The sequence below is a fragment of the Streptomyces sp. NPDC048196 genome, assembly GCF_040652715.1.
Taxonomy (GTDB): domain Bacteria; phylum Actinomycetota; class Actinomycetes; order Streptomycetales; family Streptomycetaceae; genus Streptomyces; species Streptomyces siderophoricus.
The window spans coordinates 43,883-58,285 of sequence record NZ_JBEZMM010000002.1 but is presented as its reverse complement, the minus strand read 5'-3'; the positions used below and the strand labels follow the sequence as shown (position 1 = coordinate 58,285).

The 14,403-nt window shown below is 66.9% G+C and carries 15 protein-coding genes and 1 pseudogene; 7 read left to right on the top strand and 9 right to left on the bottom strand.

The features are described 5' to 3' along the window. Nucleotides 1-329: 329 nt before the first annotated feature. The 3 genes from AB0E02_RS03915 to AB0E02_RS03905 all read left to right on the top strand — a co-directional run bounded on the left by AB0E02_RS03915 (nt 330) and on the right by AB0E02_RS03905 (nt 1,950). Nucleotides 330-866, top strand: a complete 537-nt coding sequence (locus AB0E02_RS03915) for a DUF1648 domain-containing protein (protein WP_362135689.1) — start codon at nt 330-332, stop codon at nt 864-866. 130 nt (nt 867-996) lie between these two features. Then, a complete protein-coding gene (locus AB0E02_RS03910) occupies nt 997-1,539 on the top strand; it encodes a DUF1707 domain-containing protein (RefSeq protein ID WP_362135686.1) in 543 nt (180 codons plus the stop codon). 180 nt (nt 1,540-1,719) lie between these two features. After that, nucleotides 1,720-1,950: a hypothetical protein gene (locus tag AB0E02_RS03905; protein ID WP_362135684.1), complete on the top strand. Its 231-nt coding sequence runs from the start codon at nt 1,720-1,722 to the stop codon at nt 1,948-1,950. Between the two features lie 115 nt (nt 1,951-2,065). Here the strand turns inward: AB0E02_RS03905 and AB0E02_RS03900 are convergent, their stop codons facing one another. The 3 genes from AB0E02_RS03900 to AB0E02_RS03890 all read right to left on the bottom strand — a co-directional run bounded on the left by AB0E02_RS03900 (nt 2,066) and on the right by AB0E02_RS03890 (nt 4,181). After that, the gene (locus AB0E02_RS03900) at nt 2,066-2,344 is read right to left on the bottom strand and encodes a hypothetical protein (protein ID WP_362135682.1); all 279 of its coding nucleotides are present in this window, start codon (nt 2,342-2,344) and stop codon (nt 2,066-2,068) included. Nucleotides 2,345-2,875: 531 nt separating this feature from the next. Then, complete coding sequence (locus tag AB0E02_RS03895) at nt 2,876-3,304, bottom strand: VOC family protein (protein WP_362135680.1); 429 nt, start codon at nt 3,302-3,304, stop codon at nt 2,876-2,878. 430 nt (nt 3,305-3,734) lie between these two features. Beyond that, the gene (locus AB0E02_RS03890) at nt 3,735-4,181 is read right to left on the bottom strand and encodes an SRPBCC family protein (protein ID WP_362135678.1); all 447 of its coding nucleotides are present in this window, start codon (nt 4,179-4,181) and stop codon (nt 3,735-3,737) included. 306 nt (nt 4,182-4,487) lie between these two features. On the opposite strand from AB0E02_RS03890, the gene AB0E02_RS03885 reads away from it, so the two are divergent. Further along, nucleotides 4,488-5,324 carry an RNA methyltransferase gene (locus tag AB0E02_RS03885; RefSeq protein ID WP_362135676.1) on the top strand — a complete coding sequence of 279 codons (837 nt, stop codon included), beginning with the start codon at nt 4,488-4,490 and terminating at the stop codon, nt 5,322-5,324. Nucleotides 5,325-5,651: 327 nt separating this feature from the next. Here the strand turns inward: AB0E02_RS03885 and AB0E02_RS03880 are convergent. After that, nucleotides 5,652-6,087: pseudogene (locus AB0E02_RS03880) on the bottom strand (2-phosphosulfolactate phosphatase); the annotation flags it as partial. Between the two features lie 158 nt (nt 6,088-6,245). After that, nucleotides 6,246-7,043, bottom strand: a complete 798-nt coding sequence (locus tag AB0E02_RS03875; RefSeq protein WP_362135674.1) for a phytanoyl-CoA dioxygenase family protein — start codon at nt 7,041-7,043, stop codon at nt 6,246-6,248. 312 nt (nt 7,044-7,355) lie between these two features. On the opposite strand from AB0E02_RS03875, the gene AB0E02_RS03870 reads away from it, so the two are divergent. Then, nucleotides 7,356-7,823: a DUF1772 domain-containing protein gene (locus AB0E02_RS03870; RefSeq protein WP_362135672.1), complete on the top strand. Its 468-nt coding sequence runs from the start codon at nt 7,356-7,358 to the stop codon at nt 7,821-7,823. Nucleotides 7,824-8,797: 974 nt separating this feature from the next. Here AB0E02_RS03870 and AB0E02_RS03865 read toward each other — a convergent pair. The 3 genes from AB0E02_RS03865 to AB0E02_RS03855 all read right to left on the bottom strand — a co-directional run bounded on the left by AB0E02_RS03865 (nt 8,798) and on the right by AB0E02_RS03855 (nt 11,353). Beyond that, nucleotides 8,798-9,805, bottom strand: a complete 1,008-nt coding sequence (locus AB0E02_RS03865; protein ID WP_362135670.1) for a MerR family transcriptional regulator — start codon at nt 9,803-9,805, stop codon at nt 8,798-8,800. Between the two features lie 3 nt (nt 9,806-9,808). Next, entirely contained in the window at nt 9,809-10,501 is a 693-nt protein-coding gene (locus AB0E02_RS03860) for a HEAT repeat domain-containing protein (RefSeq protein WP_362135668.1), read from the bottom strand. Nucleotides 10,502-10,729: 228 nt separating this feature from the next. Beyond that, nucleotides 10,730-11,353: a TetR family transcriptional regulator gene (locus AB0E02_RS03855; RefSeq protein WP_362135666.1), complete on the bottom strand. Its 624-nt coding sequence runs from the start codon at nt 11,351-11,353 to the stop codon at nt 10,730-10,732. A 110-nt stretch (nt 11,354-11,463) separates the two neighbouring features. On the opposite strand from AB0E02_RS03855, the gene AB0E02_RS03850 reads away from it, so the two are divergent. Beyond that, a complete protein-coding gene (locus AB0E02_RS03850; protein WP_362135664.1) occupies nt 11,464-12,399 on the top strand; it encodes a zinc-binding dehydrogenase in 936 nt (311 codons plus the stop codon). A gap of 306 nt (nt 12,400-12,705) precedes the next feature. Here AB0E02_RS03850 and AB0E02_RS03845 read toward each other — a convergent pair whose 3' ends face one another. Next, nucleotides 12,706-13,248: a HEAT repeat domain-containing protein gene (locus AB0E02_RS03845; protein WP_362135662.1), complete on the bottom strand. Its 543-nt coding sequence runs from the start codon at nt 13,246-13,248 to the stop codon at nt 12,706-12,708. Nucleotides 13,249-13,650: 402 nt separating this feature from the next. On the opposite strand from AB0E02_RS03845, the gene AB0E02_RS03840 reads away from it, so the two are divergent. Further along, nucleotides 13,651-14,328 carry an SGNH/GDSL hydrolase family protein gene (locus AB0E02_RS03840; RefSeq protein WP_362135660.1) on the top strand — a complete coding sequence of 226 codons (678 nt, stop codon included), beginning with the start codon at nt 13,651-13,653 and terminating at the stop codon, nt 14,326-14,328. The last annotated feature ends 75 nt before the right edge of the window (nt 14,329-14,403 follow it).

Genomic DNA, 14,403 nt, shown 5'->3' with positions numbered 1-14,403 from the left:
TGCTGCGACCGGACTGCGAAGCCGGAGATTCGACCTGGTCAGGGTCACTTTCAGCGACCGGATCTCCCTCAACCTATGCGCCTGCTCCCCCAGGGCCGAGACACCCGCGCCCACACCAGCCTTGAGTCACCCGATCGGGCCGGCTGACCTTCGTACGCCGAGCCCGGCCGTGCCGTCATGCCACCGCTCCGTAGAAGGCTTCGGTGATGGAATGGGGGCCACCCGAGCAAGCCCAAATCAGGAGCTCGTGACGGCTCGGCGTTGGTTCTTCGGCGCAGCTACAGGGAAGCCGGTACCGGCCTTGACCTCTTCCGCCGACAATCGATCTCATGGTCTTCTCAGCTCCCGTACGCCTGTGGCAACTCCCCAACGCTGCGCTGCTCGTCGCAATGTCTCTCTGGGGCATTGTTCGCTACCCGCAGCTGCCCCATCGGATACCGCAGCACTTCGGCGTCGACGGTGTGGACGCATGGACGAACCGGTCGATCGGCAGCGCGTTTGGGCCGGTGTTCGTGTTCATCGGAGCGACGGTGCTGCTGACGGCCTGCGCAGAGCTGACGCTGCGAGTGACCCCGCAGTCCGAGCTGCCGGACGACGCCACAGCACCTTTCGCACCTGCACTGGCGAGGGCATCACTCAACCGGCCGCGCACCCGCGCCTCTGCACTGTGGATCGCCCGAGCATTGCTGGTGCTCAACACGTGCACAGGCATCTCGCTCGCGATCGGCTGCGGCGTGCTGTGGCGTTCCACGCCGGAACAGCAAGTACCCCGTTGGCTATTCACCACAATGATTGTGCCGCTCCTCATCGGGACTGCCCTGACCGTTGCCTCCGCTGTACGGGATCGCAAATCGCCTGCCAGCTGAGCCAGTGATCGCTCGCACCTCAGCAGAGCGCACGAGCACCGTGATCACGAGCGGTTCCATGTCCCCAACTGAACCTGCTGCTGGGGACGTTGGCGCATTTGCATCGTTGGTGCAGTACTAGAGTGAAGCGATGACCTCTCTGCCGGAAGATCCGCGGCCGCTGGCCGGCGACGACGACCGCGACAGGGCCGTGCAGCGCCTGCGGGAAGCGTACGCCGAAGGGTACGTCTCGCATGAGGAAATGGATGAACGCCTTCACCAGGCGCTCACCGCCAAGACGCGCAATGAGCTCGTACAGGCTCTTGTCGCGCTCCCGGCGGAAAGTGCGGGCTCCGCGTCCACGCTTGCTGCCGCCAGCGGACGGATCCAACGGCGCGGCGCCTGGCGGGTGCCTCGGGTCCTCAAGGTCGAATCCGCCTACGGAAGGGTGTACCTGGACCTGTCCCGGGCGATCATCGAACATCCGGAAGTGGACATCGAGTTGCACCTCGGCTCCGGTAGGGCGAACATCACGGTGCCTCGCGACGCGATCGTCGATGTTGAGGGCCTGCGCACCGGTTGGAAGCACCCACTGCACAAGACCCGGCGGCGCTCCCGCCCCGGCGGGCCGACGATCCGGATCTCCGGAAGCATGGAGTTCGGACGGTTGAAGATCCGCCACGCACGGCGTTGAGTTCATCCCGTACTCGGTCCAACCTCTCCCGCACTTCTTCGTCCGGGCTTGACCGCCGTTGCCTGTAAGCCTCGCGAACAATGGCCGGTGGCCTACCGCCCCGACTCCCCGTCGCGGAGGGTGGCCTCACCTGTCCGCCAGGACCAGAAGCACCGCCTAATACCGTGCTAGCACACACAGGTGGTCACGAATCGCGCGGGGATGAAAGGCGCCACCGCCGACATCGGCAACAAGACCGTCCGGCAGCTCGTCGAGCGCGGCGCCAGCGTCCTCGTCCACGGCCGCACCGCCGAAGAGGCGCAGGCCGACCACGACGCGGCCGTTGCAGATCAGTCATCGAGTGGGCGGCGATGCGCGCGGCGGCAAAGCCCCTGCCGAGCACGCATCAGTTCCGGGCCAGGCATTGGGTGACGGCCCCGGCTCACATGTGATCTGCCGAAACCGGGCATGTTCTGACGGCGCAGTCGTCTGCCGACCTGCAACGCGAGCGTATGGCGCCTCCGGCCGGGCTCACCACCCAAACGCTTCAGGTTACGGGCTCGTTGCCGCTCGGGCCGGTCCACTGTTTGGGCCACCCCTGGTACGGATTGCCACGTGGGGTTCCTTCGTCGGCGTCTTCTTCCAATGCGGCCATGCGGGCCTTGTATTCGGCCTGCGGGATCTGCCCGAGGGTCGCAAGACGCTCCAGTTCCACGGCTTGGACGTCATGGGCGATCTTGCGGCTCTGTTCCACTTGCTCTCTGCTGAACTTGACGGCCCTGGCGCGTTCTCTGGAGTGGTTTCGCTGTAACTGCTCGGCGATCATCCGTGCGGTCTGTTGGAAGTAATCGTCATGTCGGCCTGACCACATCTCGCCACCTCTTTTTCCCTTTGGAAGAGTTGAAGGCACAAGGGGTACTGTCGCCGGTTGGGACGAGCACCGCGCTACCGAGGCCGTCGGTAGCGTTGCCGGTGGCGCGCCCCCAGCCTCTCCCCGCAGGCCGCCAGCCCCTCATCGAGTGCTGCCTCGCGAGCGCCGTTCCCTCTCCCTCCTCTGGCACGGCCGTGACTCCCTGGGTCTCTGGCTCTCTGGCAACCGAGGGCCGAGGGCGGTTCCCTGTTCCTCTGGCGGCTTTCATCGGCAGTACTGCGTAAGGAACTGCACAAGAAGACCCTGGATTTGCTCGAAAGGTTCCGTCAGCAACAGGTCATCCAACGGACGACGCGCCAAGGATTCGAGGCCGGGTGCGAATACACAACTCGGCACGGGGTCAGGGGTGGAAGCGACAGCCATATGGCTTCCGACGAGCTCGCCTCGCACTCCCTCCACCAAGATCACCGCACTTCCAGGCACTGCTCAGTCGAGGCAGAACTCGTTGCCCTCGATGTCCTGCATCACGATGCACGAATCGTTGCCGTCATACAGGAGTCGCACGCGTACTGCGCCGAGTGGGAGCAGTCGTGCGCATTCGGCCTCAAGCGCGGCCAGGCGCTCTTCGCCCACGAGTCCGGTGCCGACCCGCACGCAAAGATGCACCCGATTCTTGACGACCTTGCCTTCAGGAACGCGCTGAAAGAACAGTCGCGGGCCCACACCTGAGGGATTACCGCAGGCGAACCATGAACCCTGATCCTCCGGTGACTGGGAACGGTTGAAATCGTCCCACGTGGTGAACCCCTTTGGCGGCGGCGGTACGACGTACCCCAGCACCTCACACCAAAAGCGAGCGACGCGCTCAGGTTCTGCGCAGTCGAAGGTGACTTGGAACTGCTTGACCGATGACATCGGCGCACCGTAGCAGGGCACTCTGCCGCGCATCTCCCAGATTAATCCGCCTTTTGACGGGAGGTGCGCGGCAGCGGGCCGTGGAAGTGTGGAGCCGAGAACTGCACCAGGCATTGCTGCACGTTGCCTGCGGACGGTGGACAGCTTCACGCCTCACGGCGTGCCGTGCTTCGTCGATTCATGAGAGGTGGCCGTGCCGCTGACGGCAGGGGAGTCCCCTGGCACTTGGGCAGTCCGAGCGCAGCCGCAACCTCCGGAACCTCAGGCATCGGCCCCGCTCTCGATAGAGCCGCTTCCCCTCAGCCCCCAGTCGTCGTCAACCATGCTGACGGTCGAGGGCATCCCGGAGTTGGGCTCGGCCCGTGATGTCGAGTGTGGGGGAGATCTTGTGCGGGCCTCGGCTGTGGCGACGACTGGTGTGCGTGTCGTGTCAGAGCGTGGCGGCCAGGTAAGCGTTGCGCGACCGGATGAGCCTGGGCATGTACCGGTTGAGGACGGTCGCGTCGGCGAGCCGGCCGAGGGGGCCCCACGGCGAGGCGAAATCGATGACGTCGGTCATCAGGGTGCCGCCTTGACCGTGCGGTGCGAAGTGGTGAACGTGCCGCCAGTACTGAAAGGGCCCGGCTTCCTGCTCGTCAACGAAGGAGTGCGGCGGGTCCCAGGAGGTGATGCGGGCGGTCAGCCGCCAGATCAGCCCGAAATGGCGGGCTTGGAAGGTGACCGTCTCACCGAGGGCGAGCTTGCCTTGGGTAGTGCCGCCCACCGCGTGTTCTCTCGACGCCGCCATCGACCGCGTGTGAGCCTCAACGTCCAGGCAGGCGTCGAAGACCTGGCGTGGGGGCGCTGCGACCACGGTGGTGATCTCGAAGTGCGACACGTCTCCCTCTCCCTCGCCCCCCGCCCCATCCGGCAATCTTGCCTCACTGTAAACAGTCCGTCGTCGGGCTGCCGCCCGGGGGTGGAGCGGTCCGCTCTGGTCACTCTGCAGGGGCACATCGTCCGGCCCCGAGGCGCGCAACGGGTGTCGAGAGTTCCCCCCTCCCGGCGCTCCGGCCCCACGCCTACGCCCCCTCCCAGACACCACACGATCCGGGCCAAGACCCGCCGCCATGTCCGACACCTCCGTAAACCCTCATAGGCTGGCCTGAACACAGCATCATTACTGGCTCAGCTTGGAGAACATGTGCCGCCGGTCCAGCGCATCACCTCACGCAACGCCCGCTTTCAGCAGTGGGAGTCCCTGCTGAACAACCGCAACAAGCGAACGCGCGTACGTGAGTTCCTGGTGCAGGGTGTTCGCCCCATCTCGATGGCCGTCCGGTACGGCTGGCCCGTCAAGGCTCTGATATACGACGGCAAGCGGACGCTGTCGCAGTGGGCGGAGGACCTGCTGCGGACTGTCGATGCCGAGCGGATCGCCATGGCGCCGGACATGCTGGCGGACCTCGGGGAGAAGAATGAGAACGCGCCCGAGCTCGTCGCCGTCATCGAGATGCCGGCCGACAACTTCGGCCGGTTCGGCGCCGGCGACAACTTCCTGGGTGTCCTGTTCGACCGGCCGACCAGCCCTGGGAACATCGGCAGCATCATCCGTTCAGCGGATGCCTTCGGGGCGCACGGGCTCATCGTGTCGGGACACGCGGCCGATGTGTATGACCCCAAGTCGGTGCGGGCGAGCACCGGTTCGCTGTTCGCCGTGCCTGCGGTACGCGTCCCCTCGCCCGGCGATGTCATGGCCTGGGTCGAGGCGAAGCGGACCGAAGGACAGTCGATCGTCCTGGTCGGCACCGACGAGAAGGGGGACTGTGATGTCTTCGACTTCGACTTCACCCAGCCGGTGTTGCTGCTGATCGGCAACGAGACATCCGGGCTGAGCAGCGCCTGGCGGGGGCTGTGCGACCACACAGTCAGCATTCCGATGACCGGCTCGGCGAGTTCGCTGAACGCCGCGAACGCCGCAACCGCCGTGCTGTACGAGGCTTCCCGGCAGCGGATCGCCGCGAGGAAGCGTCCGGTCTGACCCTGTACGTCAGCACCGACGCGTGCGCCCGACCGAACCGGCCCCGGAGAGGTCCGGTCGGGTCCGCTCACCGCCTCGTTCCTAGGGTCCCGCCCTGCCTGGGGCACCGCGGTGCGTCCCGGCCTCGGTACCGTTCCAGGCGGGGTGCGTCCCGGCCTCGGTACATTCCAGGTGGGGTGCGTTCCCACCGCGATGCGTTCCGGCTGGGTGTGTCCGTCATCCCGAGGCGCGGTTCAACTCCGCCAAACGACACCGAGGTTGAGAATGCCATCCAGCCGTTTCCCACCTGATCGCTTGGGTCAGCGTGAGGTGGAAACGGCTCATCAATTACCGTGCGCGGTGTACGGCGGACACCGCATCTGATCGAGTCTGGAACGGCCGCAGCACTGCCATCCCTGACTCGACTCCGACCTTCGTGGCGAAGTCGAACCGGTCCAGATCCAAACACAATCCCACATCGGCGGGGTGAGCACCGCGGCGTCGCCCGCTGCGCAGGTCGTCCGCGGCCTGGGAGCTGCGGGCACGGTGCAGATGGGGGCCGGGGTCGAAACGATCCCCGGCCAGGAGCCGGTCCAGGTACTCGGCGCAGGCCAGATCCTCCGGCACGGCCGTCCTCGCCGGTGGCCACGAACCTCACCGAGTCGGCGCCGGCATCCGCCAGGGCCCGGGCCGTCGCGCCGTCCACCACGAAACTGGCGCACAGCGCCAATTGCGCCTCGGCAACCGCCAGGGCCCCCACCGTTCCCGCAGTGGTCTTTTGAATCTGGCGCCGACTTCACGGGCACGCGCCTGAGTATCGGGCGAGCCAGCGGGGAGCCCAGTGGCTCGGCGCCTGTGATCTGACCCGGATCTTCAGCGAGTGGGAAAGGGCGGGCTCAGGGGGCGACGAAGTGATACGACCGGCCAACCACGCGGATGCCCTCAGTCGGACCGCCGGCCCAGGCCGAGCCGCACCGCACGCTCCAGCGGCGAATAGGCGCCGTCGGTGCGATCGAGGTCGAGCGGAGCGGCCGCCACCAGCGGAGGCTGCGCCATGAACTTGGGCCGGGTGCCGTGGTGGGGCTGGGCGGCATGGATCAGGAACGGGTGGCACAGATAGACGTCACCGGCCTGCCCGGTGGCGAGCGCCAGCGGGCGGTCGGGGGCGTCGAGCCTGCCCGCTGCGTCCATGGTCTTGCAGAGTTCCATGAAGTCGAGGCCGCGCTCACCCGCCGGGGCGAGGAAGCGCGGGACGTCCAGGTGCGAACCGACCTTGATCCGGGTCGGCCCGTGGTCGGCGTCGACGTCGGAGAACAGGAACAGCATCAGCAGCGCCCGCTCGCGGGAGCGGAGGTTGAGCCAGTAGCCGCTCTCCCCCGCAGGCACGTAGCTGGCATCCATGTGCCACCCGGTGTCGCCCGGGTCGTCCGGGTGCGGGAACCGGATGGGGAACGTGCCGAGCCCTGTACGCGGCAACCATCGTCCCGATCCGACGAGTTGGTCGAATGCGCCGTGCAGACGCGGTGTGGTGGCGGCCCGCTGGAACGGCTCGTCCCCGTAACCCGACAGCCTGACAACTGGCCGGGTCCAGGTGGCGGGATCGTCCGGGTCGCATCCGGTCTCGCGCCACAGGAAAGCGCGGCACTCGTCGGCCAGAGACCGCGGAAAGGCACCTTCAAGATGGACAAAGCCATCGGTCACAAAGCGCTCTACCTGGTCAGTTGTCAGAACATTCTGCATGAGGGAAGTGTCGATCGAAGTCCACCCGCCCGCAAAGGGATTTCGGCGCCCGCGCGAGGGACTGTGCGACGGCACAGCCCAGAGGCACCACGCTTCCGCGGCCACCGATCGTTCAGAAGCGATGGTTCTGGCTGCCAGAAGTGAAGGATCTTGGACTTCTGACGGAGGCCCGGCCACCCTTGAAGCGAGCCCCGACTCCCGGCTCATCGCCTATCAGCGCCGACCCCACGGGTAGCTCATCCGCCCCCAGCCAATGCACCGGAGCCAACCAACATGCGCCTCAGAAATCTCAGACTCGTCCATGGAATCGCCTTGCTGTGCACCGGCCTCCTCGCCGGCGCGTTCGGGTACGGCGCGGCCAATCTCGTTCCCACCTTCAACGCTGTACCGCTGGAGATGCGGCTGTCATTCCACGCCGAACTGATGAAGATGAACGGCATCACCATGCAGGCGGCGATGGGCGCATCGATCCTGAGTTCCCTGACGCTCGCTGTCCTGACAGCGGGCCGCGCCCGACTGCTCGCGGGTACGGCAGGCCTGCTGGCCCTCGCGTCCTTCCTGATAACCCGGTTCGGCAACGTGCCCATCAACGGACGGATCAAGCAGTGGGCGGTCACTGCGGCGCCGGCCGATCACGCGGAGATCCTGGGGCGCTGGGAACTGTTCAACAACGTACGCACACTCACCGCCATCGCAGCCTTTGCTCTCCTGATCGTCCTCGCCGTCAGCGGACTGCGGGCGGCCGTCCATCCTGTGCGTGATCAGGCGGACCGGCCGTAATGACGGCATCGTCGAGGTCTGGTCGACGGCGCGGCGATGCGGCTGAGGGCTGAGCGGCTGCCCCCATCACCAGACGCCCACTCAGCACGAGGGAGATCTGCCCACCTCGTCCAGTGCCTGGCGAGTGACACACGCTCCGCAGGAAGGGCGCGCCGGGCGCCGGAGCCTGGTACTCAGTGGAACCCCCTGCAGAGGGGCCATCCGCCGCTCGGGGGCGAAAGGACGACGTCCGAATTCGTTTGAATCCTTAGGATTGACGGGAACCCATAGAGCTACGCGTGACCACTTTCAGTGCACGCAATACGCGAATTTACGCAACCTTTCAGGCTTTCTCCGTTTGAGTTGGCCAGGTCTCGCGGCGTAGCGTGGGAAACGGTTCAACTGAACAGGGGTCGGACCATCTTTCGGGCTCAAAGGAGGAACACGATGAGCATCCGAAGCATACTTCCCCTCAACGGCGGCTGGGGTCACGACCACGGTGGACGCGGCTACGGACGCGGCTATGGCGGTGGACGCGGTTACGGGCGCGGACGCGGTTACGGACGCGGACGCGGGTTCGACGGCGGACGCGGCTTTGGCGGCGGACGTGGGTTCGGTTTCGGTCGCGGAGGCCGTTACTAGCGACCCTCCCGTCCTAGCAACCCCACGAGCCAACTGCGAGGCTGGTCCCCGTTCTCGGGGGCCGGCTTCATGATTGCGGGGCCAGGCCCATATTCTCCGACGACGTCGGAACGCCCGGTCTCTCAGGATCTACGCGCCGTAATGAGACGTCCGCCCATGCTCGATTGCGATTGACTGCCAAACACAAACGCTGCGTGAGGATATCTCTCCACACGCAGCGCGCTTCCGGCGGCTTCCCGCTAGGTCTATCGAGTATTCTCCTCGCTTCCCGGCATTGCAATACCAGGCGGCGATGCGTTCCCGGATGATGTTTCCCCCTTCGCCTTGGCGAGGGGCCACGTCCCGGGAGAGCTTCACTCTCGTGCGTTGCGTAGCGTGAGAATGTATGTCGCAGTGAGCGCCACGGCACGGTCTTCGTCGTGTGACAGGTCTGCGAGGGCACGTGTCGCCGGGGTGCCCGGGATGTCGGCGAGCGCCTGTGTCAGCCGTCGACGTGCAGGCGATCCGGTGGTGTTCTGGGCGAGGCAGTCGACGAGCCCAGTAGAGATCTGATCCGCCAACGCGGGATCACTCGCCAGCGTGCTCAGTGCATCGGCCGCGTCGGCGTCGTTCCTCTCCTCGACGATCATGTCGAGGAGAGTCGGGATCGCGTCGGCCACTCCACGTGCCCCGAGCGCCAGCGCCGCGCACCTGCGGACCACGATGTCTGGATGCGTGAGGGCGTCCTGCAGCAGTGCGGTCGCCGCACCGTTCGGAAACTTGGCGATGGACTGGACGGCACGTTTCCGCACCTCGGCCGCGGGTGAGCCGAGGCCCTGCGCCAGCAGTGCCAGCCCGTCCCCGCCCGACTGCGCCAGAGCCCAACGAAGGGCTCCGGCGACGTTGGGATCGGACTCGCTCAGCACGGCCTCGACCAATGCCTCCACCGGCACGAGAACTTCCTCGACCGCGGACAGCGCCGCGCGCTGCCGCGCCGTCGCGCTCTTCGAACCCAACGCCTGGAGGAGCGCGACGATTTGGAGGACGTCCTCCCAGCCGGCGGGTGCCGCGGCACCGATCCGACGAAGTCGCGTGAGCAGTTCCGTCTCCGCTGCGATGCGGTCCCGTGTCTGGCGGATGAGGTCGTCGACGAGCTCGCGAGGAGCGAAGTCGGGATCATCGAGGGCGCGCCTGACGTCGCGCAGCGACAGCCCCAATGACCGCAGGCCCTCGATGTGGAAGATTCGCCGGATGTCCTCGTTGGAATACTCGCGATAGCCGGAGTCGGTACGACCCGTTGGCCGGACCAGGCCGAGCGATTCGTAATGCCTCAGCATGCGGGCGCTGACGCCGGACCGTCGCGCGACATCACCGATCAACACTGCCTACCGCCCTCCTTGACCCGCCCCGCCGAGGGCCACGATGCGCTTCGCCTCCTCGACCGCGAACTCGAATCCGGCCTCCGGGTCGCGCCACAGCCGTTCCGTGGCGATTGCATGCGCGCGCACGCTAGGGTCGAGAGCTCTCGTCGCGGCGCCCAGCGCCGGCAACATCGCCTCCCCGAGCACGATCAGCGCTCGGCTGAGGCTCAGCTGCGTCTCGCGTTCGCCACGCCCGAGCTGCGTCGCCAACACTACGGCCAACTCGCGCTCTGCACCTGCGGGTACGAGCACGACCGCTGCCCGCCAGGCACTCCGGGCCACCTCGTCGTCGGTGTCGGACAGCAGCGCCGGCGTGATCGCCGACCACGCTTGCCGATCTCCGATCTTGGACAGCGTGTGTAACGCCTGACTCCGTGCCTGGGCATGTTGCGAGCGGACTGCGTCGAGAAGCGCCGGGACCGTCATCGATGCAGCGTGGCGGGTGAGTGCCCACGTCAGCATCTCGCGCACGTAGAACTCGGGTTCGATCGCGCACCGCTCGATGAGCTTGCCGATGAACCCCGGGTCCGGCGTCGTGCCGACCGCCAGCGCTGCCTGCAGCCGGACCGACGAGCTGTTGTTCTCCAGCCCTTGGAGAACACGCATCGTGTTGATGTCCTCTACCGGCACGTTGATGTCCTCTCTCGGCATGGGCATTTCGCTCGCCTCCTTGGCTGCAGTGAAGGGCTTGTCACTGTGTCAAGGTCAAGCGGAGCCAAGCCGGGAGATGGCCAGGCATCCTCCCGGCAGCCAAGTCCGGAGCTCGTCACGGACCACCTCGCGACATACGTGACCAAGCGCCCCGGCGCCTCTCTCCTCATCTCCTCCCGGGGGCGGCGCCTGAGCTGTCCGGCCGCGACGGTGCGCTCCTCATGAACGACCTTTTCACGCCGCCGAGTTGAGGCTGTGACGCATGGCGTCGAAGGCGCGTCGCACGCAGCGGGGCAGCTCCGCGGGGGTGCACTGGGGCAGCCACTCGTCGAGGGCGCAACGCCAGGTCGCCACGCAGAACTCGATGAGCAGTCGTGCTTCCAGCGTGTCCGGGGCGCCGAGTCGGTGGGTGACCCCGGCCTGGATCTCAGCGCAGTGCCGCAGGGAGTGCCCGTGCAGAGACGGCGATTGGTCGATCAGCTGCAACGTGGCCGCGAACCGGGGGAACCAGTCCTCGTCCATGCGCTCAAGGGTGGTCAGGATCGCGTTCTGGAACGCATCGACCAGGTGCTCGGATTGGTCGGTGTGCCCGGTCGCCTCCCTCTGTTCGCTCTGCTCCATGACCTCCAAGCAGGTGCTCCACAGTTGCTTGACGGCTGTGAGCGTCACGTCCTCCTTGGACCGGTAGTTGCGGAAGAAGGTGCGTCGCGAGACCTCTACCGCTTCGAGGAGCGCATCGAGAGGGGTGTCGTCGAAGCCGCTCTCGGTGAACAGCGACACGGCGGTTTCGGCCAGCGCCTGGCGGGTGCGCAGCTTCTTGCGCTCACGCAACGACGCGGGCTGCGGGGCGGTCGTCATGGGCATCAGCTTACCGCCCGCGCTCTCAGTGAGCATGTGCTTCAATGGCGCAAACGCCACACTGTGGCACTTCACTCACTGTGGCACTTCTGCTTTGAGGAGACGGGCACATGCGAGCACTCGTTATCGACCACAGCGCAGCAACTCACCTGTCGATGACCGAGACATCAGATCCGATACCGGCACCGGACGAGGCCTTGGTGAAGGTCGCGGCGGTTTCGCTCAACCGCGGCGAGGTGAAAGGCGCCACGAGCTCGGAGACTCCGGACGGCACAGTGATCGGCTGGGACGCCGCCGGTGTCGTGGTGAAGGCAGCCGCCGACGGGTCGGGGCCGGCAGAGGGCACGCGCGTCGTCACCCTCGGCGCGGCGGCCGGATGGGCGGAGCTGCGCGCGGTCCCGGCCGCCTTGCTGGGCCAGGTGCCGGACGGCGCCGACCTGGGCGCCATGAGCACGCTCCCGGTGGCCGGGCTGAGCGCGCTGCACGTATTGCGCCGCGCGGGCCAACTCCTCGGCCGCCGAGTGATGATCACCGGCGCATCCGGCGGTGTCGGTCGCTTCGCGATCCAGCTCGCCGCTCGTGCGGGGGCAGAGGTCGTGGCCATCAGCGGGAATCCTGCCCAGGCGGACGGTCTGCGAGCGCTCGGCGCACGCGAGGTGCACACCGATCCGGCCACCGTGGAGCGGCCCGTATTCACGGTGCTGGACAACGTCGGCGGACGACAACTGGTGGACGCCTTCGCCGCTCTGGAGGCGCACGGCACGCTGTTCAGCGTGGGGCGTGCGTCCGAGACCGACGCGGTCCTCCCGCCTGAAGCGCTCCTGGGAACGGAGGGACGGCACGACAGGTCGATCCGCACGTTCTTCCTCTTCGGCGACCCCGCCACCGACTTCTCCGCGGACCTGACGTGGCTCGCCGCTGAGGTCGCCGCAGGCCGCATCGACCCGGGCATCAGCTGGCGCGGCCCGTGGGCCCGTCACGACGAAGCAGTCGAGGCTCTGCTCGGCCGCCGCCTGCACGGCAAAGCGGTGCTGGACGTCAACTGACCTCCATGCATGACATTCCATGCCTGACATTCCGGTGCCTGACATTGCGTGCCTGACATTCCATGCCTGATCTCCGCGCAGTCTTCAGGGCGGGCGCAACAGGGTGCGCGCGGGAGGGCCCAGCGGCCCGTCGGGCTGCGCCGTGAGCCGCTGGGGCCCGCTCAAGGGGCCCCAGCCGGCGAGCCGCACGATCAGGCCCTCGGACGGTGTCCCGCGGTGAGCTGGTCAGGAAGATTCATCTCGTCGCCGCCTCACCGCCCTAACGCCCCACCGCCAACCACGCACGAGCTCGTAACGGCTGTCCCGTTACTTGGAACCGGGTGGGGCCGTCCGTTCGTAGATGGTCCCGCCGGGTAGGTACCAGCCCGCCTTCTTTCGGACGGCCGGGCTCGGGTCCTGGGTGTGGGATGACCCCAAGGCGGTGCGAGCACGGACATCGGTGTGGGCGAACTTGCCGACGAGTTCGGCGGCCATGCTCCGGACGTGTGGGTCGGGGTCGGAAGCCAGATGGCGCAGTGCGGGTTCGAGGACCCGGTCCGGTCCCGGTGCACAAGTGTCGCCCTTGCACCGATCGCAGGCGAGGGCGTGGAAGGCGGCGATTCTGACCCGGCCGTCGGGGTCGTCGGCCATGGCGATGAGTTCGTCCATGGAATCCGTGTCGACGAGGTGGTCGAGGAGGCGACAGCAGCCCTCGCGGACTGCCGGACTCTCGTCGTGCAGGCCGGCACGGATGGCGCTCATCGCGTCCTGGCCGCGCCGCATCAGTACGTGGTAGGCCGTGCCCGCGCGTTGCGGGTCGGCTAAGCAGGAGACCAGGGCTTCGTTTTCGGTGTTGCGGAAACCGAGCATGACCGCAGTCTCAAGCCGTGCCAGGAAGCCTGGCAAAGGGATTTTTGCCTCCGCCGAGGGAGGCGTGCAGCAGACCCGTGAGCGGGCGATGAGCGACGACCCCTTCCTGAGCAGCGAGTTGGCGCTGGTCCAGCAGTCGCACGACCGACGGCATCCCCGACTTTTCCCGCCCCCTCCCGAACACCTCCCTGTCCCCTCCCCGAAGCGACGACGCGGCAGTCCCCACTCCCCAGGACGCCGACGGTGCCTGGCCAGCGATAACGCGGGGGCGCGGACCTCGCAGGTTGGGTCCGTTACAGGACTGTTCGCGGCCGTCAGCCCGTGCGTGCCCGATGGGGTGAAGGGATGGACGTGGGATGGAAGGGCTTGAGAAAACATACGACCGACCGTACTCTCATCTGCATGAAACAACCCGCCTTCACCGAAGCGACCGACCCGTTCTGCCTGGACCAGGCGGATGCCGTGGCATTGCTGACTGGGGCCCCGTGGGGCAGGTATGCCGTGATCGGGGACAGCCTTTCGGCGGGGACCGGCGATCCCACTCCGGGCTACCGGGATCAGGGCTGGTCAGACCGGGTTGCCGGGGTCTTACGGTCTGTCCGGCCCGAGTTGGAATACCTCAATGTCTCGGAGACCGGGGCAACAACCGCCCGGACGCTCGAAAACCACGCAGCCCGCATGATTGAGTTCGCCCCGGACCTGCTCCACGTGCCGTGCGGGGCCAACGACATCGTGCGGCGCAGGCCTGACTTCGCTGAGATAGAGCGAACGCTTCGGCAGATGTACGACCTGGCGAAGGACACCGGCGCCTTGCTGACCACTTTCACGCTCGGCAGGGCGTATGTCGTCCCGGTCTTCCCTGACTGGCCGGAGCGGATTGCCGCGGTCAACGAGATCGTGCGCGGGCTGGCTTCCGAATACGGCGCCGTCGTGGTGGACATGTGGGATCACCCGGTCAACGACCGCGACAACCTGCTCAGCGAGGATCGCATCCACTTCTCGACCTCGGGTCAGGCCGTTATGGCGGCCGAGGTGATCAAGAAGCTGGCCGGCTCCCTGGGACACATCGCGTCGACGTAGTTCTCTCCAGCTCTCCCCAGTTCTCCGCAGTCCTCCCCGGTTCTGACCGCCGCCTGGCGAAACGCGCCGGCCGAA